This is a genomic window from Ulvibacter sp. 2210JD10-4 (genome assembly GCF_058148525.1).
On the sequence record NZ_JBYVJZ010000001.1, the window covers coordinates 570,301 to 591,838 of the forward strand.

24 protein-coding genes are annotated in these 21,538 nt (G+C 36.7%); 13 read left to right on the top strand and 11 right to left on the bottom strand.

The window, feature by feature from the left end:
• Positions 1-48: 48 nt before the first annotated feature.
• Positions 49-933, top strand: a complete 885-nt coding sequence (locus ACY2RT_RS02870; protein WP_490154362.1) for an SDR family oxidoreductase — start codon at positions 49-51, stop codon at positions 931-933.
• 8 nt (positions 934-941) lie between these two features.
• On the opposite strand, the gene ACY2RT_RS02875 is transcribed toward ACY2RT_RS02870, so the two are convergent.
• Positions 942-2,102, bottom strand: a complete 1,161-nt coding sequence (locus tag ACY2RT_RS02875; RefSeq protein ID WP_490154363.1) for a hypothetical protein — start codon at positions 2,100-2,102, stop codon at positions 942-944.
• A gap of 211 nt (positions 2,103-2,313) precedes the next feature.
• Between ACY2RT_RS02875 and ACY2RT_RS02880 the strand changes: the two genes are divergently transcribed.
• Genes ACY2RT_RS02880 through ACY2RT_RS02905 form a run of 6 tightly spaced genes read left to right on the top strand, consistent with a single transcriptional unit; the run spans position 2,314 to position 7,510 of the window.
• Positions 2,314-3,078, top strand: a complete 765-nt coding sequence (locus ACY2RT_RS02880) for a ParA family protein (protein ID WP_490154364.1) — start codon at positions 2,314-2,316, stop codon at positions 3,076-3,078.
• Positions 3,079-3,083: 5 nt separating this feature from the next.
• Complete coding sequence (locus tag ACY2RT_RS02885; RefSeq protein WP_490154365.1) at positions 3,084-3,983, top strand: ParB/RepB/Spo0J family partition protein; 900 nt, start codon at positions 3,084-3,086, stop codon at positions 3,981-3,983.
• The gene (locus tag ACY2RT_RS02890) at positions 3,973-4,551 is read left to right on the top strand and encodes a DUF5683 domain-containing protein (protein ID WP_490154366.1); all 579 of its coding nucleotides are present in this window, start codon (positions 3,973-3,975) and stop codon (positions 4,549-4,551) included. Before ACY2RT_RS02885 ends, ACY2RT_RS02890 begins: the two co-directional genes overlap by 11 nt.
• The gene (gene dapB, locus ACY2RT_RS02895) at positions 4,548-5,249 is read left to right on the top strand and encodes a 4-hydroxy-tetrahydrodipicolinate reductase (RefSeq protein ID WP_490154367.1); all 702 of its coding nucleotides are present in this window, start codon (positions 4,548-4,550) and stop codon (positions 5,247-5,249) included. Before ACY2RT_RS02890 ends, dapB begins: the two co-directional genes overlap by 4 nt.
• A 41-nt stretch (positions 5,250-5,290) precedes the next feature.
• Positions 5,291-6,859, top strand: a complete 1,569-nt coding sequence (gene lepB / locus ACY2RT_RS02900) for a signal peptidase I (protein ID WP_490154368.1) — start codon at positions 5,291-5,293, stop codon at positions 6,857-6,859.
• Positions 6,860-6,880: 21 nt separating this feature from the next.
• Entirely contained in the window at positions 6,881-7,510 is a 630-nt protein-coding gene (locus tag ACY2RT_RS02905; RefSeq protein ID WP_490154369.1) for a WbqC family protein, read from the top strand.
• On the opposite strand, the gene ACY2RT_RS02910 is transcribed toward ACY2RT_RS02905, so the two are convergent.
• The 7 genes from ACY2RT_RS02910 to ACY2RT_RS02940 form a co-directional block, all read right to left on the bottom strand.
• Positions 7,494-8,540, bottom strand: coding sequence for an endonuclease/exonuclease/phosphatase family protein (locus ACY2RT_RS02910; RefSeq protein WP_490154370.1), 1,047 nt, complete (start codon positions 8,538-8,540; stop codon positions 7,494-7,496). The genes ACY2RT_RS02905 and ACY2RT_RS02910 overlap by 17 nt on opposite strands.
• Positions 8,541-8,544: 4 nt before the next feature.
• Positions 8,545-9,420 (bottom strand): rhomboid family intramembrane serine protease, encoded by an 876-nt coding sequence (locus ACY2RT_RS02915; RefSeq protein WP_490154371.1) that lies wholly within the window; start codon positions 9,418-9,420, stop codon positions 8,545-8,547.
• A gap of 2 nt (positions 9,421-9,422) precedes the next feature.
• Positions 9,423-10,196 carry a rhomboid family intramembrane serine protease gene (locus ACY2RT_RS02920; protein WP_490154372.1) on the bottom strand — a complete coding sequence of 258 codons (774 nt, stop codon included), beginning with the start codon at positions 10,194-10,196 and terminating at the stop codon, positions 9,423-9,425.
• A complete protein-coding gene (gene mutL, locus ACY2RT_RS02925) occupies positions 10,197-12,041 on the bottom strand; it encodes a DNA mismatch repair endonuclease MutL (RefSeq protein ID WP_490154373.1) in 1,845 nt (614 codons plus the stop codon). It abuts the gene before it with no gap.
• Positions 12,041-12,331: a riboflavin synthase subunit beta gene (locus ACY2RT_RS02930; protein WP_490154374.1), complete on the bottom strand. Its 291-nt coding sequence runs from the start codon at positions 12,329-12,331 to the stop codon at positions 12,041-12,043. Before ACY2RT_RS02930 ends, mutL begins: the two co-directional genes overlap by 1 nt.
• A 104-nt stretch (positions 12,332-12,435) precedes the next feature.
• On the bottom strand, positions 12,436-12,933 hold the full coding sequence (ribH, locus tag ACY2RT_RS02935; protein ID WP_490154375.1) for a 6,7-dimethyl-8-ribityllumazine synthase: 498 nt from the start codon (positions 12,931-12,933) through the stop codon (positions 12,436-12,438).
• The gene (locus tag ACY2RT_RS02940; RefSeq protein WP_490154376.1) at positions 12,933-13,700 is read right to left on the bottom strand and encodes a tetratricopeptide repeat protein; all 768 of its coding nucleotides are present in this window, start codon (positions 13,698-13,700) and stop codon (positions 12,933-12,935) included. The genes ribH and ACY2RT_RS02940 overlap by 1 nt, the downstream gene beginning before the upstream one ends.
• Positions 13,701-13,849: 149 nt before the next feature.
• On the opposite strand from ACY2RT_RS02940, the gene recF reads away from it, so the two are divergent.
• Genes recF through ACY2RT_RS02955 form a run of 3 tightly spaced genes read left to right on the top strand, consistent with a single transcriptional unit; the run spans position 13,850 to position 15,639 of the window.
• The gene (gene recF / locus ACY2RT_RS02945) at positions 13,850-14,929 is read left to right on the top strand and encodes a DNA replication/repair protein RecF (protein ID WP_490154377.1); all 1,080 of its coding nucleotides are present in this window, start codon (positions 13,850-13,852) and stop codon (positions 14,927-14,929) included.
• Entirely contained in the window at positions 14,926-15,339 is a 414-nt protein-coding gene (locus ACY2RT_RS02950; protein WP_490154378.1) for a lipocalin family protein, read from the top strand. Before recF ends, ACY2RT_RS02950 begins: the two co-directional genes overlap by 4 nt.
• Positions 15,340-15,345: 6 nt before the next feature.
• Positions 15,346-15,639 (top strand): DciA family protein, encoded by a 294-nt coding sequence (locus tag ACY2RT_RS02955; RefSeq protein WP_490154379.1) that lies wholly within the window; start codon positions 15,346-15,348, stop codon positions 15,637-15,639.
• A gap of 55 nt (positions 15,640-15,694) precedes the next feature.
• Here ACY2RT_RS02955 and ACY2RT_RS02960 read toward each other — a convergent pair whose 3' ends face one another.
• Both ACY2RT_RS02960 and ACY2RT_RS02965 read right to left on the bottom strand, forming a co-directional pair.
• Positions 15,695-16,114 (bottom strand): nucleoside-diphosphate kinase, encoded by a 420-nt coding sequence (locus ACY2RT_RS02960; RefSeq protein WP_490154380.1) that lies wholly within the window; start codon positions 16,112-16,114, stop codon positions 15,695-15,697.
• Between the two features lie 64 nt (positions 16,115-16,178).
• Positions 16,179-17,234 (bottom strand): alkaline phosphatase D family protein, encoded by a 1,056-nt coding sequence (locus ACY2RT_RS02965; protein WP_490154381.1) that lies wholly within the window; start codon positions 17,232-17,234, stop codon positions 16,179-16,181.
• A gap of 78 nt (positions 17,235-17,312) precedes the next feature.
• Between ACY2RT_RS02965 and ACY2RT_RS02970 the strand changes: the two genes are divergently transcribed.
• Genes ACY2RT_RS02970 through ACY2RT_RS02980 form a run of 3 tightly spaced genes read left to right on the top strand, consistent with a single transcriptional unit; the run spans position 17,313 to position 19,997 of the window.
• Positions 17,313-18,335 (top strand): DHH family phosphoesterase, encoded by a 1,023-nt coding sequence (locus ACY2RT_RS02970; protein WP_490154382.1) that lies wholly within the window; start codon positions 17,313-17,315, stop codon positions 18,333-18,335.
• Complete coding sequence (gene gldI, locus ACY2RT_RS02975) at positions 18,325-18,879, top strand: gliding motility-associated peptidyl-prolyl isomerase GldI (RefSeq protein ID WP_490154383.1); 555 nt, start codon at positions 18,325-18,327, stop codon at positions 18,877-18,879. Before ACY2RT_RS02970 ends, gldI begins: the two co-directional genes overlap by 11 nt.
• An 8-nt stretch (positions 18,880-18,887) precedes the next feature.
• Complete coding sequence (locus ACY2RT_RS02980) at positions 18,888-19,997, top strand: peptidylprolyl isomerase (protein ID WP_490154384.1); 1,110 nt, start codon at positions 18,888-18,890, stop codon at positions 19,995-19,997.
• 54 nt (positions 19,998-20,051) lie between these two features.
• On the opposite strand, the gene ACY2RT_RS02985 is transcribed toward ACY2RT_RS02980, so the two are convergent.
• Complete coding sequence (locus ACY2RT_RS02985) at positions 20,052-21,509, bottom strand: aminoacyl-histidine dipeptidase (protein WP_490154385.1); 1,458 nt, start codon at positions 21,507-21,509, stop codon at positions 20,052-20,054.
• Positions 21,510-21,538: the final 29 nt, after the last annotated feature.

Genomic DNA, 21,538 nt, shown 5'->3' on the forward strand with positions numbered 1-21,538 from the left:
TAATTGAGTTTCGTTACTTTTATAACTCCAATTTAATAAAGACGTATAATGAATTATTCAGAAAAAATGTTGCGCGATGATGCGTTAAAAGGAAAGACCATTGTTGTGACAGGCGGTGGCAGTGGATTAGGAAAGTCTATGAGCACTTACTTTCTGGAGTTGGGTGCCAATGTAGTTATTACTTCCAGAAATATAGAAAAACTACAAACTGTTAAAGTAGAATTGGAGGCTCAGACCGGAGGAAAAATACTTCCGGTACAATGTGATGTACGTCATTATGACCAGGTAGAAGCTATGGTGGAATCATCCATTAAAGAATTTGGGAGTGTAGATGTATTACTCAATAATGCAGCGGGAAATTTTATCTCCCCTACCGAAAGACTTTCAGCAAACGCTTTCGATACTATCATAGATATTGTTTTAAAAGGTACTAAAAACTGCACATTGGCCTATGGAAAATACTGGATCGATAAAAAAGAAACCAATAAAGTAGTATTAAATATAGTAACAACCTACGCCTGGACGGGTTCTGCTTATGTAGTGCCAAGTGCTACAGCAAAAGCCGGAGTATTGGCAATGACACGTTCTTTGGCTGTAGAATGGGCAAAATACGGTATGCGTTTTAATGCTATTGCACCCGGCCCCTTCCCTACTAAAGGTGCTTGGGACAGGTTATTGCCGGGAGACCTAAAAGAAAAGTTTGATCTGGCCAAAAAGGTTCCGTTAAAACGAGTGGGTGATCATCAGGAATTGGCAAATCTCGCCGCATATTTGGTGTCCGATTTTTCTTCTTATCTTAATGGTGAAGTAGTTACAATTGATGGCGGTGAGTGGTTAAAAGGTGCCGGGCAAATGAATCTTCTCGAAGATGTCCCGGAAGAAATGTGGGACATGCTGGAAATGATGATCCGGTCTAAAAAAAATAAATCCTAGGACAGTTTCTAATAAGTTGCGCTTTCATTTTTTCTTTTTTGCAAATGCTCATCCATTTCACGATCGTAAATATAAACGAATAGCACAGCCATCATATCCCTAAAACCATCTGAAGGATTATCTGTCACTAAAATAAGTTTGTATTGATGATCTGCTTTTAGCGGTATTCCCTTAGTACTGGAATAGACAGGCACATGTTTTAAGCCTATCTTATCTTCATAATTTTCACAATTAAAAGTATAAACAGGCTCTCCTTTTGTTACATCGAACAATGTAAAAGCTTGAGCATGGGGATGTAAATGTGCTGCCATTGCGTGGATAGTTGTGTCTTCTTTCAAGTTAAATTGATAAGTAACATCAAACTCATAATGATGGTTACCTTCCGGTAACACCCAGTGGGCAGCAAGCCAAGTGCCGTCTTCGTCAACATATGAATGGTTTTTTAGATCGATAGGCGTGCAAAGGTTAGGATCCTTCTTTTCATTGGGGTCATAAGGATTGTCCCTGTCATAATCCTGTAGCAATACCAAAGCCTTTGGGACTAGCGGTTTCAAGTGTTTATCACCTTCTTCCAATTTAAACTCAATGAGATGTTTTACCTTGAAAAAGGCATCTTCGATATTGTGGTTGAGCGTTCTTGAGGCGACTATAAACTTATCCCCTGCTGCTATGGGAAATCCAAAACCTTCAGGGAAATTCAGTTCGTTAATACCATTCGATAAAGTCCCAAGCCTGGGATACTGCTTATTGATTCTCTTTGGCATATTCAGATTTTTATAATGAATTGGATCAAAAAAATCAATATTGGTATGACATAAAAAATCATTGTTATGCTTGTTGGTACCTTCTCTAAAAACTTCGGCTTTAAATCCGGTGATCCATTTGCTTTTTGAAGAATCTGGATTCACATTGATATTAAGAATAGCCTGTGGGCCGTCCATTGACTGGTAAATGTTATCCACTAAAAGATCCGGAGATTCCAGCTTAAGCGTCTCCTCGTTTCTGAAAATTTCCCAACTGTGGTCTATAATACGGAAACCATGGAGTAACCTGGTTTTAACAATAGCCTTATGCCTGTTGGACAAATTATAATACCAGATGGAACCGACTGCTATTCCTATAAAAAATAACAATACCAACGTCCTTAACTTAACTATTTTTTTAAACATCACGGTTTTATGATTCATCGCTAAGATACAAATTGCAACTTGTTCTTTTTAAGATTTATGTCCTGAACGTGGGTTTATACCTGAAAATCCTTAGCAGTTCTTCAAATTGGATATTCTCCACAAGTAGAAAATGTTTACTTCCTGTTAACAAAATTCATTTTCTATCCGCATAATTAGTTGTATTTTTATGGCTAAAATTTGTAAGAATTTGATGGGTAAAATAATTGCTATTGCAAACCAAAAGGGAGGTGTGGGTAAAACCACAACTTCAGTAAATTTAGCGGCTTCCTTAGGCGTTTTAGAAAAAAAAATACTTTTGATTGATGCAGACCCCCAGGCCAATGCAACTTCAGGCTTAGGCATTGATGTAGAAAGTGTTGAAAAAGGAACCTATCAGCTTTTGGAACATACGGTATCTGCAAAAGAAACCATCGTACCTACAAATTCACCTAATCTGGACCTCATCCCATCCCATATAGACCTGGTAGCTATCGAGATAGAATTGGTAGATAAGGAGAATCGTGAATATATGCTTAAAAGTGCAATTGAAAGCCTTAGAGCTAACTACGATTTTATATTGATAGACTGTGCACCATCACTTGGTTTGTTAACATTAAATGCCCTTACAGCAGCAGATAGCGTCATGATTCCCATTCAATGTGAATACTTTGCCCTGGAAGGCCTTGGAAAACTACTAAATACTATTAAAAGTGTTCAGAAGATACATAACGAAAACCTTGATATTGAAGGTTTATTGCTAACCATGTACGATTCGCGTTTACGCCTTTCAAATCAGGTAGTTGAAGAAGTAAAAAAACACTTTGACGAAATGGTTTTTAAAACAATCATTCAGCGAAATGTACGTTTAAGTGAAGCGCCCAGTTATGGGGAAAGCATTATTAGTTACGATGCAGGTAGTAAAGGTGCCAATAATTACTTAAGTTTAGCACAGGAATTAATTGAGAAAAACCGGTAATCCTAATGGCAAAAGCAACAAAAAAACAAGCATTGGGAAGAGGTCTTTCCGCTTTATTGAAAGATCCTTCTAACGATATTACATCTGCAAATGATAAGAATGCGGACAAAGTGGTGGGGAATATTGTTGAATTGGAGCTTAACGCTATTGAAGTAAATCCTTTTCAACCCCGAACCAGTTTCAATGAAGAATCTTTACGTGAATTAGCTTCGTCTATCAAAGAACTGGGGGTGATCCAGCCCATTACCGTACGCAAATTAGATTTCAATAAATATCAATTAGTAAGTGGGGAACGTCGTTTCCGTGCTTCAAAATTAATTGGTTTAGAAACGATCCCTGCATACATTCGTATTGCCAACGATCAGGAGTCATTGGAAATGGCACTGGTTGAAAATATTCAGCGTCAGGATTTAGATCCAATTGAAATTGCACTTTCATACCAACGGCTTATTGAAGAAATTGAAGTTACCCAGGAAGAATTAAGTGACCGGGTAGGTAAAAATCGGTCAACCATTGCCAATTACCTGCGTTTACTGAAGTTAGATCCCATCATTCAAACGGGAATGCGTGATGGTTTTATAACTATGGGGCATGGCAGGGCTTTAATAAATATTGAAGATACTAATGAACAGTTGAATATTTATGAAAAGATCCTAACCCAAAAACTTTCGGTACGGGACACCGAAGCCTTGGTTCGAAAACTCAAATCTCCAACTAATAGTCAAGCACCCAAAAAAAGGGCTTTACCCTCTTTTGCAACTGATGCTAAAAAAGAGCTTGCCAGCTTATTTGACAGCAAAGTAGATGTAAAAGTTTCAAATTCCGGGAAAGGACAATTGGTAGTACCCTTTAAGAACAAGGAAGACTTACAACGTATCCTGAAGCTCATAAAAAGTGAAAAGTAGGCTTTTATATATCTTAATTTTAATTCCGGCACTCTCTTTATTTGCCCAAACCACAGATTCACTTTCCGTTAAAAACGACCGCGTATTAGTAGTGAAAGATAGTCTTTCGGCAAAAGAAGCCTATAATCCTCTGGCTCCTTCTACAGCCGCCTTTTACTCCGCCGTATTACCCGGTCTCGGGCAGGCTTACAATAAAAAATACTGGAAGATACCTATCATTTATGCAGGGATGACCACAGGAGTCTACTTTTATTTAGAAAACGATAAAGATTATGACCGTTTTCGGGATGCTTATAAACGACGCCTGGCCGGATTTGATGACGATGAATTTCAAGGCATTTCCACAGATCGTTTGATCGATGCCCAAAAAAGCGCTCAGAAAAATAAAGATATAAGCATTATAGTCGCTCTGGCATTTTATTTGGTAAATATCGTTGACGCGAATGTAGATGCACATTTAAGGCAATTCAATGTTAGTGATGACCTTTCATTGCAGCCCAATTTTGATATGAATCCTATTAACGCACAAGCTAATTATGGTTTGTCACTCAAGTACAATCTAAAATGAAACTAGCTCTTTTGGGATACGGAAAAATGGGTAAGACCATAGAACGTCTTGCTATTGAAAAAGGGCATAGTATTGTGTTTAAAAGTACGGCGAGTACCACGAAAGGAGATCTTGAAGATGCAGATGCTGCTATAGAATTTTCAACTCCCGAAGCTGCCGTAAAGAATATTTCCAACTGTTTGGACAAAGGGATTCCGGTTGTATCAGGGACTACAGGATGGTTATCACATTATAAAGAAATCATAAATAAATGTGAAGCCTGTAACGGAAGCTTTATTTATGCGTCCAATTTTTCCGTTGGTGTAAATTTATTTTTTAACCTTAATGAATATGCAGCAAAATTACTAAGACATTGGAAGGAATATAATGTTACCATTAAAGAATTTCACCATACGCAAAAGAAAGATGCACCAAGTGGAACAGCAATTTCATTAGCTGAAGGAATTATAGAGCATTCCAATAAAAAAGATTGGAAATTGAATGATGCACATGAAGATGAAATTGAAATTACGGCACAGCGTGTCGATGATGTAAAAGGAACACATCTTGTTTCATATACGTCACAGATCGATACCATATCATTGAAACATGTAGCACATTCCAGAGATGGGTTTGCCATAGGAGCAATTCTGGCAGCAGAATGGCTTCAGCATAAAAAAGGAGTATATTCGATGCGAGATGTACTTCAGATCACATAAAAATTAAAATGCTGAAACAATTCAGTATAAAAAATTAGATTATGAGTTTTACAGGTTGGTTACTATTTATTCTTATCATTCAGCTGATCCATTTTATGGGTACCTGGAAGTTGTATGCCATAGCAGGGAGAAAGGCCTGGGAAGCAGCCGTTCCCATATACAATTCTATTGTATTAATGAAAATTATCAACCGCCCCTGGTGGTGGACTATCTTGCTCTTTGTCCCTATTGTAAACCTCATTATGTTTCCGGTGATCTGGGTTGAAACACTTCGGAGTTTTGGAAGAAATAGTACTACAGACACTGTTTTGGGAGTAATTACTCTAGGACTTTATATTTTTTACATTAACTATACACAAGATGTAACATATATAAAAGAAAGAGACTTAAAACCAAGAACATCCACCGGAGAATGGGTAAGCTCAATTTTGTTTGCAGTAGTGGCAGCTACCATTGTACATACGTACTTCATGCAGCCCTTTACTATTCCAACTTCTTCTTTGGAAAAGACCTTACTAGTTGGTGATTTTCTATTTGTAAGTAAATATCATTACGGTGCACGGACACCAATGACACCAATCGCCTTTCCGATGGTGCACGATACTATTCCGGTAATAAAAACAAAATCGTACCTGCCAAAACCACAAATACCCTACTTTCGCTTTCCCGGATTTCAGGATATAGAACGAAATGATATTGTTGTTTTTAGTTGGCCAGTAGATAATTTTATAGACATAGGGCCTCCTCCCAAAGGCTATGCTTACAAGCCAATTGATAAAAAATCAAACTATGTAAAACGTTGTGTGGGCCTTCCGGGAGACTCTTTGGAAGTGCGTGACGGCTATGTATATATTAATGGTAAACAAAACGAATTACCGGACAGGGCCAAGCTTCAGTTTGGCTATGCATTTGCGACTTCAAAATCATTAAATCCACAGTTTGCCATAGAGCAATATAATATTACCGATCTATATCCCATGGATCAAAACTATCGGACTTTTCAAGCACATATGACCGATGCCGAATATGAAAAGTTTAAAAATTATCCGAATCTTGATACTATCATTAAAACTACGGCAAAAAAGGGAGAGCGTAATCCCGGTACCTTTCCGCAAGATTCTCAATTTTCCTGGAATACCGATTTCTTTGGCCCAATCTATATCCCAAAAGCCGGTGCCAGTGTAGCTATTACACCCGAAAGCATTTCTTTATACAAAAGGATCATAGAAGTGTATGAAGGCAGTGAAATTGGGCTAGACAATAAAATTACCCAATCCGGAACCCAAGTCTTACTAAACGGTTCTCCAATTACCGAATATACTTTTAAAATGGATTACTACTGGATGATGGGTGATAACCGAAGTAATTCTCAAGATGCTCGTATGTGGGGCTATGTTCCATTTAATCACGTAGTGGGGAAACCCGTGTTTGTATGGATGAGCTGGGATAGCAATGCAAAAGGCCTCGCCAATAAAATTCGTTGGGAACGTTTATTTACTACAGTAGGCGGAAGTGGACAACCGGTATCATATTTTAAATACTTCTTAATGGTACTTGGAGCCTGGTTTGTTTTTAATTTCTTTAGAAAAAAGAGAAAGGCTAAAAAATAAACGTATCAACACAAAACGTTTATGAAAAAGATCCTTCTTCATCCAACCTATTTTCCTTCCATTGCTCAAATGGTAAGTGTGGTAAATGCGGATGAAGTAATTTTTGAAGTAGAGGATAATTACCAAAAACAGACTTATAGAAACAGAGCCTACATTGCCCATTCCAATGGAAAGCTCTTGTTGAATGTGCCCATCAAACATTCCAAAGACGGTACACGGCAAAAAACAAAAAATGTGATTGTGGAAAATGACTTTAACTGGCAGTCACAACATTGGAAGTCTTTACAAACTGCATATCGGACTTCCCCTTTTTTTGAATTTTATGAAGACGAATTAGAACCCTTATTTACAAAACCGGTAAAAGGCCTGTTACACCATAACCTTACCATTTATGAAGTTCTTTGTGATTTAATAGGAATTGAGGTTGTTTTTTCAAAAACGGAAACATTTGAGAGCAGCCCTATCATTACTGACCTTCGCTTTATGGTGGAAGCAAAAAAAGAAAAAAAATACAATTTATCGCCTTACACTCAGGTATTAGAGACGCATCATGATTTTTTATCCAATCTTTCGGTACTGGATCTTTTATTTAATGAAGGGCCTAATACACTATTTTATCTGGAGTCGCAACAAATCAATCTTCAGCTTTAGCTCCCCACCCTAAAGTTGCGGTCACCGGATAGTGATCCGAAAAAGATTTCTTTACCGTGTCAAACATTAAGACGTCAAACATTTCAGAAGTTAGAATATAATCAATACGCATAGGGTACCCGTCAAATTTATAAGTAGTTCCAATTCCGGAACCACGTGCAATAAAAGCATCGGTCATATTTTCTTGTAGCTTTCTATATACATACGAAAAAGGTGTGTTATTAAAGTCCCCGCTAACAATCACAGGATATGGCGAAATTGCTTTATGATCCAAAATAGCATTGGTCTGTTTTTCTTGCATTACAAAAGCGCGGGACATTCTCTTACGTAACCTGTCTTTATTCCCTTCTTGCAAATAACCAACCGTTGGTAAAATTCCCAGCGATTGTAAATGCAAATTATATACCCGAAGTGTGTCTTTTCCTTTTACAACATCAGCATATAAGGTATTGTTATGTGAATCTGCAAAATCAAAAGCTCCGGTTTTTGCAAAAGGATATTTTGAAAAAATAGCATGCCCTAATTTATTATTACCATCTTTAAAATGAATAAATTGAAAAGGATATAAGGAAAAATCAAAGTTACTGTCCCTATAATATTCCTGGATACAAACAATATCCGGATGTTCCTTCTCCAATATTTCTGAAATAGTTTCTGAAACATCTGTAGACGGTTCTTTTTCGTATGCATTGAACAATCGGACATTATAACTCAAAATACTTAATGTATTGGTATATTTTGAAGGGTCTCCCTCCGAAGAGATTTCAAAAAAAGGATTAAAGTGAAAATAGGCAATAAATAACACGGAAAGTGACACTAAAGCTTTTCGTTTCAACCGAAACAACCAATAGGCAGCAAATAGTATATTAAGTAATAGTAACGGAGAAACTGCAAGGCTTAATAATGAAAGTGTTGGAAAGGTTTTGGGGGGTAAATAGGGCAAAATAAAGGAAACCAATAGCAGAAACGCTGCTATGGAGTTACCCCAAAAAATAAGTTTATAAAAAAGCCCCTTTTTTTTTGAACGCATTTGGTTAGTCTTCTTTTCCTGCCTTGAACAGAAAATCTTTTTCAGCTTTTGTAAGACTATCATACCCACTTTTCCCTATTTTATCTAAAATAGCGTCTACTTTCTTTTGGTTGTTAGTCTTTTCGTTATTATTCTTAGAACGAACAGAATCCTTACGTGTTGTACGATGTACTTTTTTAAATGGTTTTTTTGTGCGAGGAGTGAATATACCTTCAAACCAATCTAAAATATTTTCAAACCAGCGGCCTATATCATTTCCTTTTGCTAATTGCATTGCATATAGATAACCAAATACAGCACCTCCTAAATGAGCCAAGAGTCCTCCGGCATTCCCAGAAGTAGGTAATTGAATCAAGTCCTTCAACACAAAAAAGACTCCGATATGCCATAGCTTAACGGTAAAAAAGAAAATCCTTACAGCTGTGTTAGGTGTATATGCTGCAATAAATACAACAATGGCTGTTACTGCTGCCGAAGCTCCTAATAAATAACCTCGTTCGTTGGAGAAAACAGGAAACAAATTATACGAAAGTACATATAACAAGCCTCCGCAGATGGCTCCTAATAAATAGATGGTTAAAAACCTTTTAGGAGTAAATAAATTGAGAACAAAACCGCCAAACCAATAAAGCCAAAGCATATTCCAGAAAAGATGCCAAAAACCAAAATGCAGAAAACCATAGGTTAGAAATGCCCAGGGTTGGGTGATAAATTCAGTAAAAGAATCCGGCAATACAAACCAACTGGTTAGTTGTGCAACCGGGATGTTAAAAAAGAATGCAAAAAGATTTACCAGCAGAAAAACAGCAAGATTAATTACAATTAATTTTACTACTATTCCTGCAGTTTTAAATTGATATGATAAACTATTAGCTGCCATCTCTAATTCCAACGATGATTATCAAAACTGTTCTTTTTCCAATAGTAGGCCATAATAAATCCAAATAGTGCCCCTCCAATATGCGCCCAATTTGCAATATTCTGCCCAAATAGTGAAAACCCTGTGATCCCGGAAAATAAATCCAACACTATTAATGCAGGAATAAAATACTTAGCTTTAATGGGTATTGGTAAAAAGATAAGCATCAATTTCACATTTGGGTACATCAATCCAAAAGCAACCAGTACTCCGTAAATAGCTCCCGATGCACCTACAGCACTTGTAATATAGGTCCTTATCATATCCTCGATATTAGAAGTATCCATTCCATTAGGCACATTAACACTGTATTGACCTGAAGAAAGAATCTGGCCCTCTGCTGAATTTAATAACTCAAAAATTTGTGTTTCATTAAGCCCTGCCTGTACCAAATCTGAAAAACCCGCATGAAAATGATAATAACCAACCAAAGTATGTATTAGAACAGCACCTAATCCGGCTGAAAAATAAAAGAATAAAAACTTATTCCGGCCCCACTGTGCTTCTAAAGGCGAACCAAACATATACAGCGCAAACATATTAAATAATATATGCATGAAGCTATTGCTGTCATGCATGAACATATGCGTGATAGGTTGCCAGATCTGAAAATTTGGATTTTCGAAATAATACAAGGAAAATAATCTGTACGCTGCTTCACCAGATAGCATGGAACCAGCATAGACCAAAACGTTAACAATGATTAATATTTTAACTGTTTCTGTAATTCTTCCCATCTACATAAATTTTTTATCAAAGTCGGTTACATCAAACGTAACTAAAATTGGTTTGTTGTAGGGCGACATACTTGGTTCTTTGCATGCAAACAATTGATTGATCAAATGTTCACGTTCCACTTTGTTTAAAGTTGTTCCGGTTTTTATTGCCATACTCTTTGCCATAGACTTTGCCAGAAGGTCATTTTGGCTAAATCCGGCCTCCGGAACTTCCTCATTAATATCACTTATTAAAGATTCCAAAACATTTTCTACATGGCTTTCAATAATAGATACGGGAATACCACTAATTTCTACCTGCTCATCTTTTAATGCAGAAAAAACAAAACCGGTGTGCTCTAATTGTTCTCTTACTTTTTCTAATACTTTGATATCTGGTTTGGTAAAATGTAGTTGTAATGGAAACAGTAATTGTTGACTTACAGCTTCTTGTACCGTAATATTTTTAAGTAATTCTTCATATAAGATACGTTGATGAGCCAAATGCTGGTGAATTACCATCATCCCACTCTTTATAGGGCTCATAATGTATTTATTTTGAAGCTGAAAGGTAATTTGCCTAGCTTCTTCATTTTCGTTGTTAAAAAGACTTCCGGTCACTTCTTCACTTTCAAACTCAATGTTCTCCACAGACGTAACTTCCCCGGTATCTTGTTTTAAGCCTACATAGAGAGATTCCCATGATGCATCTTTCTCACGTTTATACGAAGTATTTCCAATACCCTTCTTTGCGTCTTTCTGAAAAGGATTAAAATCTCTGTCCACCTCGATCGTAGGAGCTACCGGTGATTTCTTACTGTATTCATAAGGAGTATCGAAGCCGGAATCTTTATTAAAATCGAGAACGGGAGCAATACTAAATTGCCCCAGACTATGCTTAATTGTAGCCCGAAGCATTGCATAGATGGCATGTTCATCATCAAACTTGATTTCGGTTTTGGTAGGATGGATATTGATATCGATGGATTTTGTATCCACTTCAAGGAATAAAAAATACCCTGGTTGTGTACCTTCTTTTATCAATCCCTCGAACGCGGCATTAACTCCATGGTGTAAATATGGACTTTTAATAAAGCGGTCGTTCACAAAAAAGAACTGCTCACCTCTGCTTTTTTTAGCAAATTGAGGTTTTAATACGAACCCGTTTACTTTAACGATCTCTGTTTCTTCTGCTACCGGAACTAACTTTTCATTGGTTTTGGTTCCAAAGATATTTACAATTCGTTGCCGTAAATTACTGGAAAGTAAATTAAAGACATCACTCCCGTTGTGGAGCATAACAAATGTGATCTGTGGGTGTGCTAATGCCACACGATGAAATTCATCAATAATATGGCGTGTTTCCACAGGATTACTCTTCAAAAAATTACGCCGAGCAGGAATATTATAAAACAGGTTTTTTACTAAAATAGTCGTGCCCTTAGGTACAACAGCTACATCTTGTGAAGTAACTTCACTTCCCTCGATTGTGATCTTTGTACCAACCTCCGTTTCCCCGGTTTTGGTTTTTAACTCAACATGAGCAATAGCTGCAATAGATGCCAGTGCTTCACCTCGAAAGCCTTTGGTATGGATATTAAAAAGGTCTTCTGCAGATTTGATCTTTGAAGTTGCATGACGTTCAAAGCACAAACGGGCATCGGTTGCACTCATTCCAATACCATTATCAGTAACTTGTATAAGTGTTTTCCCGGCATCTTTAATTACCAAAGTGATAGTGGTAGCTTTTGCATCGATGGCATTTTCCAACAATTCCTTTACTACAGAAGCAGGACGTTGTACGACCTCTCCGGCTGCTATTTGATTGGCAACATGATCTGGTAAAAGCTGAATAATATCAGTCATTATAACTTCTGAAAAAATATAGATAAATCGAAATCGATTATGTACAGAAATAATAAAACTAAAATTGCAATAATGAAAATGAGCCTTCGGTTTGCACTTCTGTTTTTAGAATGGCGTAAATCTTCCCAGGCATTTCTAAACTTTCCTTTTAGTCCGGGATTACTGCCAACAGTAGTTCGAAATTCATCAAATCTATGTTTAATCTCAAAGGGGCTTCCTTCTCCTTCGTTTTTGTAATAACGCGGATTATAACTAAATTTTTTGTTTTTGCGTGTTTTTAAAATTCCCATACAAGTCGTTTTCAAATGTACTCAAAATACAGCAGTTTTTGAAGTAGTTTGTTATGCTTTCTTATCAACAATTATCGTTCCGAAGAAAAAGAAATCAGAAAAATTTAAAACTTAGCCTCTTTGCCTAGTTGTGCCATTTTAATGGCAGCTATAGCAGCTTCGGTACCTTTATTACCGTGTTTTCCTCCGCTACGGTCTATAGCTTGTTGCAGATTATTATCGGTTAACACACAAAAGATGACCGGGATATTATTTTGAATGTTTAGGTCTTTAATTCCTTGGGAAACAGCTTCACAGACATAATCAAAATGTTTGGTTTCCCCTTGTATCACACTACCAATAGCAATAATGACATCCAGCATATCGTAGCTCTGCTGCATTTGTTTACAACCATATACCAATTCAAAACTACCGGGAACATTCCATCGAACTATATTTTCACTAATTGCTCCGCAATCTTTCAAAGCATTAAAAGCGCCCTGAAACATACCTTCTGTGACATCATAGTTCCATTCTGAAACAACAATCCCAAACCGAAAGTCTTTCGCGTTTGGGATTGTGGCTTTATCGTAAACAGATAAATTTTTATTTTCAGTAGCCATTACTTATTCATTGCTTCTGTTTGGCCTACATATAATTGTGCTTTGGCAGCTTCAGGAGAACCCGAGAAATCATCGGTGATCTTCTTGAAATGCTTTAATGCTACTTCTGTCTTACCCAGATTCATAGCTGTAATACCGGCTTTCAGTAAAAAACGAGGAGCAGATACTTCATTATCACTTAAAGTAACTGCTTTTTCATAATATGCCAAAGCATCACCTTCTTGCCCCAATTGTACAAAAGCATCACCTATAGCTCCTTTTGCCAGAGGCCCTAACATTGCATCTTTACTTTTAAAATCATCCAAACGATCAATTGCGTTCTGGTATTCGCCAATATTCATAAATGCCATTCCGGCATAATAGTTAGCAAGATTGCCGGCTTTGGTACCGCCGTAATTATCAATAATATCCAGGAAACCGTATTTACCTTCACCTCCGTTTAAAGAGAGGTTATACAATGAATCTTTAGTTGTAGATGTTAGAGCTTGCTCAAAATATTGTTGTGCCGGGAACATTTCGTTCATAGCTTCGCTTTCCTTTGGTTCCTGAATAAATTGCTGGTATCCCAGATATCCAAGTACACAAACTGCCACAGCCCCTACGAATATTAAAATATACTTTTGGTTTTTCTCTACCCAGGCTTCGGTTCTCGAAGCACCTTCATCCAGTGTATTAAATACTTCTGCCGTTGTACTATTCTCTTCTATTTGAGATTGTCTCTCAGCTTTATTTTTCGGTCTACCGCCTCTTTTCTTGTAGGTTGCCATAATTTTATTTGTTGAAGCGCAAAAATAAAATATTTATTAGAATTTTAAAGGGAAAAGATTCCTTATTTTTCAATAATTTGCAGGCTCGTTTCCAGTATTTTTTCTGAAATGATCTAAAAACTTTAAAAATAGATAAGTTTCTCATTATTATGTTTTTACAATCACTGTCTCTACTTAATTACAAAAACTTTGAATCTGAATCATTTACATTCGATCCAAAAATCAATTGTTTTGTAGGTTATAATGGTGTTGGAAAGACAAATGCACTGGACGCAATCTATCATCTATCATTTGGAAAAAGCTATTTCAACCCAATCACCAGCCAGAATATAAAACATGGAGAAGACTTTTTTGTGATCGAAGGGGTTTACAAGAAAAATGACAGAGATGAAAAAGTAATTGTAAGTGCCAAGCGTGGGCAAAAAAAGATCATAAAACGCAACGGCAAACCCTATGAAAAATTTAGCGAGCATATAGGCTTTTTACCCTTGGTCATTATTTCTCCTGCAGACCGCGACCTTATTATTGAGGGAAGTGAAACACGGCGAAAATTTATGGATGGGGTTATTTCTCAAGGAGATTCTGAGTACTTACAGAAATTAATTGCATATAATAAGGTCCTTGTGCAACGTAATTCACTATTGAAGTATTTTGCCGTCAATAATACCTTTAACCAAGATACTCTGGACATTTACAATGAACAGCTACATTCTTTTGGCTTGGTAGTTTTTGAAAAAAGAACCGCTTTTCTGGAAAAATTTGTACCTATCTTTCTGAAACGGTATCAATCCATAAGTAATAGTAATGAAAAGGTAAGCTTAGCATATAAAAGCCAACTGCAGGAAAAAGAACTATTGTCACTCTTAGAAGAAAATATTACGAAAGATAAATTTACACAGTATACCAACTATGGAATTCATAAGGACGACCTGTACTTTGAAATTGAAGGGCATCCTATTAAAAAATTTGGATCTCAAGGGCAACAAAAATCGTATTTGATCGCTTTAAAATTAGCACAATTCGATTTTATTAAAGAACAAAGTAAAGTAACTCCCATTTTGCTGCTGGATGATATTTTTGATAAGCTGGATGAGCAACGGGTAGCACAGCTCATTGCCTTAGTTGACAATGAGAGTTTTGGGCAATTGTTTATTAGTGACACACATGGTGACCGTACAGAAGAAGTGGTGAAAAAAGTCCATCAAACATATAAAATGTTTCCATTATGAGAGTTATTGCTTTTTTATCTTTATTTGTTTTGATCTCCTGTGGAAGACAAGATCCAGCAGTTCAAATTGAAAAATTAAACGGGTATTGGGAAATAGAAAGTGTGATAATGCCGGACGGTACTAAGAGGGATTTTGGTATTAGTACTACTATAGATTTTATTGAAGTGATTGGTGATAGTGGTATACGTAAAAAAGTAACTCCAAAACTGGATGGTAGTTTTCTGGTAAACAATTCGGCAAAGAAGTTTACTCTAAAAATTGAAGAAGATAGCCTTAGAATGTATTACGAAACTCCTTTTGATAGCTGGAAAGAGACCATCTTGATAGTAGAAGACAGCCTGCTAAAAGTAAAGAACAGAGACCAAAAAATTTATAGCTACAAAAGATTCAGTGCATTTAATTTTAACTAAAGTTCCATGGCAAAAAGAGATGGTGAAAATACAATTGGTGACGTACTCAAGAACTTCATTGAAAAAAATGAGCTTCAAAAGGGTCTGGATAAAATTTCGGTGAAAGAGGCCTGGCATACTGTTCTGGGAGATGCTATTGCCAAATATACAACCAATGTAACTTTGGATCGTGATACGCTTTATGTACAATTAAGTTCTTCTGTATTACGGGAAGAACTAAGCTATGGAAAAGAAAAGATTATCCGGCTCCTCAATGAAGAACTAGGAAAAGAACTCGTCAAAAAATTAATACTGCGTTAATAAAAAAGCCACTCGCTCAAAGCGAATGGCTTTTTATACATATTTTCAATATCTCTTAAAACATCTCTCTTCCCGAAAAATGAAAAGCTCCTTCGATAGCAGCATTTTCATCACTGTCACTACCATGAACAGCATTCTCACCTATAGAAGCAGCATATAATTTTCTAATAGTACCTTCGGCAGCTTCGGCAGGATTGGTAGCACCAATCAAAGTACGAAAATCTTCAACAGCATTGTCTTTTTCAAGAATAGCAGCTACAATTGGCCCACGGGTCATATATTCAACCAATTCACCAAAAAACGGTCGTTCTTTATGAATTTCATAAAATTTCTTTGCATCTGCAGTTGTCATTTGGGTTAGCTTCATGGCTACGATTCTAAAACCGGAAGCTGTAATTTTTTCAAGAATCGCACCAATATGTCCTTTTTCAACACTATCGGGCTTTAACATTGTAAACGTTCTATTTGTTCTCATAGGGTTTTTAAATTTTGGGCAAAAATACGCTTTTAGATGTCAAAAACAAGGTGTTAACCATAGTTTAATATTGTTGCTCAAATTCTCCTAAAATCTTATTCTCCCTACCTCGTATTTTCATCATTACTTTCTTTTTATCGAAATCAAACTGTAAGACTCCAAAATTAAGGTCTTTTACCAATTTACCTATGCGATACCTATTAGGATCATCCGGACTATCCGGATAGGTATGTGTCAACCCACTTGTTGTAAAATCTATCAGTTTGTAGTTTAGCTCCGGAACCGTTGCCACAGAAAATTCGGCTGAATGTCTGTCTCCACTTACAAATATTATATTTTTTGCTTTGGCACTTTCCAATATTCGGTACATTTTTGACACTTCAGAAGGGTGATTTGCCCATTTTTCCCATCCGTGCTCGTCTGCTAAAAACTGAATACTACTAACAATAATAGTAAAGTCAGTACTATCATCCTGTAGTTCGTTTTCAAGCCATTCCCATTGAGTTACGCCTAGAATACTTCCTCCTTCGTTTTCATTCCACGGGTCATAACGCCTTCCTTCTACTATACTTTTATGTAGAGAGTCGCGAAAAAAGCGAGTGTCTAAAAGTATTACCTTTATCCCTCCCTTATCTGTAAGGTATTTTCTTGAATAATAAATTCCTTTTTGTTTTCTTAAAGGGTCATTTTCAGGGACTTTCAGAAAATCCAGAAATAATTGTTGTGCTTCTTCCTTTTTTTCCCATTCTGCTCCTGCATCATTTTTCCCATAGTCATGATCATCCCAGGTACCAATGACAGTTGTCGATTCTGCTAACAAGCTATAATCCGGATTTGCAAGGACTTTATTGTAATCTGACCTCATTTTCTCCATATCGTCCGTATCTGCATAAATATTATCTCCTCCCCAGATAAACAGGTCGGGGTTATTTTCTAAAATTGGTTTCCACAGGGGCTGTTCCCGGTCTTGATCATTACAACTGGCAAATACAATTGTGAAGTCACTTTTTTCTTCGGAAGATACTGTCGTTTCTATAGTGGTTTCCGGGAGTGCTTCCTTTTTACTTTGCTTACAAGAAACTACAATTACTAACGCAATAAATAAAACAATGTTTTTCATTTAAATGTATGTTAAGGCACTCCAAAAGTAAGTAATCAAATATTACTTAAAAATTAATAAATCGTATCTTCGCCTCCTATGAATTCAGAAACCACAGCAATAGTTAAGAAACTACTCAATTCGCCTAAAAATATCGTGGTAACAGGGCACAAAAACCCCGATGGCGATGCAGTGGGTTCCTGTCTGGGAATGGCTTTCTTTCTAAATAGCCTTGGGCACAAGGCCAATGTGATCATGCCTAATGACTTTCCGGATTTTTTAAAATGGATCCCCGGATGTTCTGAAATTGTAGTTCACGAGCAGAATGTTGAAAAAAGCCTGGAATTAATTAATGCTGCTGATATCATTTTCACATTGGATTTTAATAGCCTTAACAGAACAGGAGAGCTTCAGAAATATCTCGAAGAAAGTGATGCAGATTTTGTAATGATAGATCATCATCAGGCACCGGATGACTATGCTGCAGTAATGTACAGTGATGTTACTATGAGTTCTACCTCAGAAATGGTATACCATTTTATGAATGCTTTGGATAAACTAGAAGTACTTTCTGTTGAAATTGCCACTCAATTATATACCGGAATAATGACAGATACAGGTTCTTTCAGGTTCCCGGCTACTACAGCAACTACACACAGGGTGATTGCGCATTTAATTGAAGTTGGTGCCAATGGTACTGCTATTCATCAAAAAGTGTATGATACCAATAGTCCGAACCGTATGAAATTATTGGGAGTAGCCCTTAAAAACCTAAATATCCTGCCGGAATATCATACTGCGTATATTTCCCTTACACAAAAAGAATTGGATACTAGCAATTTTAAAAAGGGAGATACCGAAGGATTTGTAAACTATGCTCTTTCGGTAAATAATGTTAAGCTCGCTGTCATTTTTATTGAAAACAGGCAGGAAAATATTGTGAAAATATCATTTAGGAGCAAAGGAGATTTTTCAGTAAATGATTTTGCAAGAAATCACTATAATGGTGGTGGTCATATTAATGCTGCAGGAGGAAGAAGTTCGAAATCACTCTCTGAAACAATTACTGAATTTATTAGTATCTTGCCTAGCTATAAAAAAGAACTATCTCATGTTTCGTAATATATCTTATCTCCTTATATTCGTTGTGATAGCTGTTTCCTGTAAGAGTCCTGAAGCAAGAAGACCTTTACAGAGAACTTCAGGTACATTTATTAAAGAATCTGCAGAACGAAACAAAAAGATTTATCAAAAAGAAGAAGCAAGCATTACCGAACTAATGAATTCAAACCCACAGAATGATTATATCGCTTCAGAAAACGGGTTTTGGTATTATTATAATATAAAAGATACTCTCATTACACAAATGCCGGTATTTGGTGACGAGGTAACATTTACATACAATGTTAAAGACTTAAATGGTAAAACTATTATTTCGGAAGTAGAGAACGGTTTACAAGCCTATAAAGTAGACCAAAGTAATCAAGAGTTGATCTCAGGAATAAGGGATGGTATTAAATTAATGAAAGAAGGAGAACAAGTAACATTTCTTTTCCCATCCTATAAAGCATATGGGTACTACGGTATTGAAAACAAACTGGGAACAAATATTCCAATTCAAAGTACAGTAACTTTAAAATCAATAGAACAATCACAAGAAAATTAATTAGAACTATGAGAAAACCAACACTGTTATTTTTATTATTATTATCCTTGTCATTTGTCGCTTGCGAAGACAAATATCCAGATTTGGGAGATGGGATTTATGCAGAATTTATCACTAATAAAGGAACATTTGTAGCAAAACTATACAATGAGGCAACTCCATTAACAGTTTCCAACTTTGTTGCCCTTGCAGAAGGTAATAATACATTGGTAGATTCTACATACAAAGGGAAAAAGTTTTTTAACGGACTTACATTTCATCGTGTTATAAAAGACTTCATGATCCAGGGAGGTGACCCAAAAGGAGATGGTAGTGGAAATCCGGGTTACCGTTTTCCAGATGAGTTTGTAGATAGCCTAAAGCATAGTAAAAAAGGGCTGTTGTCTATGGCAAACTCCGGGCCCGGAACTAATGGAAGTCAGTTTTTTGTTACCTTAAAAGAAACTCCCTGGTTAGACGGTAAGCATACCGTTTTTGGAGAAGTCGTATTGGGCCAGGAAATTGTAGATTCCATTGGTGTAGTAGAAACTACAAAACCAGGTGATAAGCCAGTTGATGCTGTTATTATGCAAGAGGTGAATATCATTAATAAAGGAGATTCAAAACTAAGCTCTTTTACTGAAGAGATGGAAAAGATCGAAACAGAAAAGAAAGAAAGAGAAGAACGTGTAAGTAAAGTTGCTGCAGACCAAGCTATTGAATTTAGTGCCTTAGCTGAAAAAGCAGAAGAACTGCCTTCAGGATTAAAGATATACTGGAACCACAAAGGAAAAGGAATGAGACCAGCCGAAGGAAGCAAAGTGAGAATGAACTATGCCGGTTATTTCCCTAACGGTAAACTATTCGATTCAAACATAGTGGAAGTTGCCGAAAAATATGAAACTGTAAATTCGGCAGGATTGGCAGCAGGCCAATACACTCCGGTTGGAACAGATTATAGTAAAGATGCCCGATTGATACCAGGCTTTAGAGAAGGATTATTGCAGATGAGCCTTGGAGATAAAATAACATTGTTTATCCCATCTCATTTAGGATATGGTGAACGAGGTTATCCACCGGCAATTCCACCTAACAGTGATCTAGTATTCGAATTGCAATTAGTTGATATAGTTGAGTAAGTAAAGTCTATAAACAAAAAAGCCGCTTGAAATTCAAGCGGCTTTTTTTAATCTTTATTTTTTTGGAATATTCTTTAATATTTCCAACACAAACTCCCAATATTTCTGAGTGGAAGAAATACTGGCCCGTTCGTCCGGAGAATGAGCTCCTTTAATCGTTGGCCCAAAAGAGATCATATCCATTTCCGGGTAATTTTGCCCCAATATTCCACACTCCAAACCTGCATGGCAAGCAGCTACATTTGCCTTTTTGCCGTTCATTTTTGTGTAAATTGAATCTAAAACTTCCAGGATCGGGCTATCCATGTTGGGAGCCCAACCCGGATAAGCCCCTGAAAAGGTGACATCACAACCCCCCATTTCAAAAACAGCTTTCAATGTATTTGCCATATCCTCTTTTGAGGATTCTACAGAAGAACGTGTTAGACACTCAATTTTTATATTTCCGTTCGCCACCGCAACCTTAGCAATATTGTTAGAAGTTTCCACTAAATCCTCAATAGCAGGGCTCATTCTGTACACTCCATTATGAGCTCCATACACTGAATTAACAAACAGGATTTGATCTTTAGCATTCATTATTTTTTCTGAAGAAACAGAAGTCTTTTCAACTGTAATCGTGAAATCAGGTTCCAGTAATTTATATTCAGTAGAAATTTCTGCAGCTATCTTCTTTATTTCTGAAAGAAATTCATCTTCATTAGCAGAAGGTACAACAATGGTAGCTACACTCTCTCTTGGAATTGCATTCCTAAGGCTTCCTCCATGTAATTCTGCAATATGCATAATATCTTTGGTTGCATATAACAGACGATTCATCATTTTATTTGCATTCCCTAACCCTTTTATAATATCCATTCCGCTGTGTCCACCCTGGAGTCCTTTTACTGTTATCGTATATACTTCGGAATTTGCAGGAGTATCCATTTGCATATAGTTTCGGGTAGCAGTAACATCGACACCTCCTGCACAACCTACTCCAATTTCATCATCTTCTTCAGTGTCCAGATTAAGTAAAATATCACCTTGTAAAACACCTCCCTTTAAGCCCATTGCTCCTGTCATCCCTGTTTCTTCGTCGATAGTAAATAAAGCCTCTAAAGCCGGGTGTGCAATGGTTTCACTCTGCAAAATTGCCATAATTGTTGCTACACCCAATCCGTTATCGGCACCCAGTGTAGTACCTTTGGCCCTTACCCAATCATTATCAATATACATCTCGATTCCCTGCGTATCAAAATTGAAATCGGTATCGTTGTTCTTTTGATGGACCATATCGAGATGCGACTGCATTACAACAGCTTTTCGGTCTTCCATTCCCTCTGTAGCAGGCTTGCGGATGATTACGTTTCCAACTTCATCTTCAATGGTTTCCAATCCCAGGCGTTGCCCAAAATCTTTCATAAAAGCAATGACACGCTCTTCCTTTTTTGAAGGTCTGGGTACTGCATTTAAATCGGCAAAATTATTCCAAATGACTTTAGGCTCAAGGTTTCTTATAACTTCGTTCATTTTAATTTTTTTTCTGAGTCACAAAATTA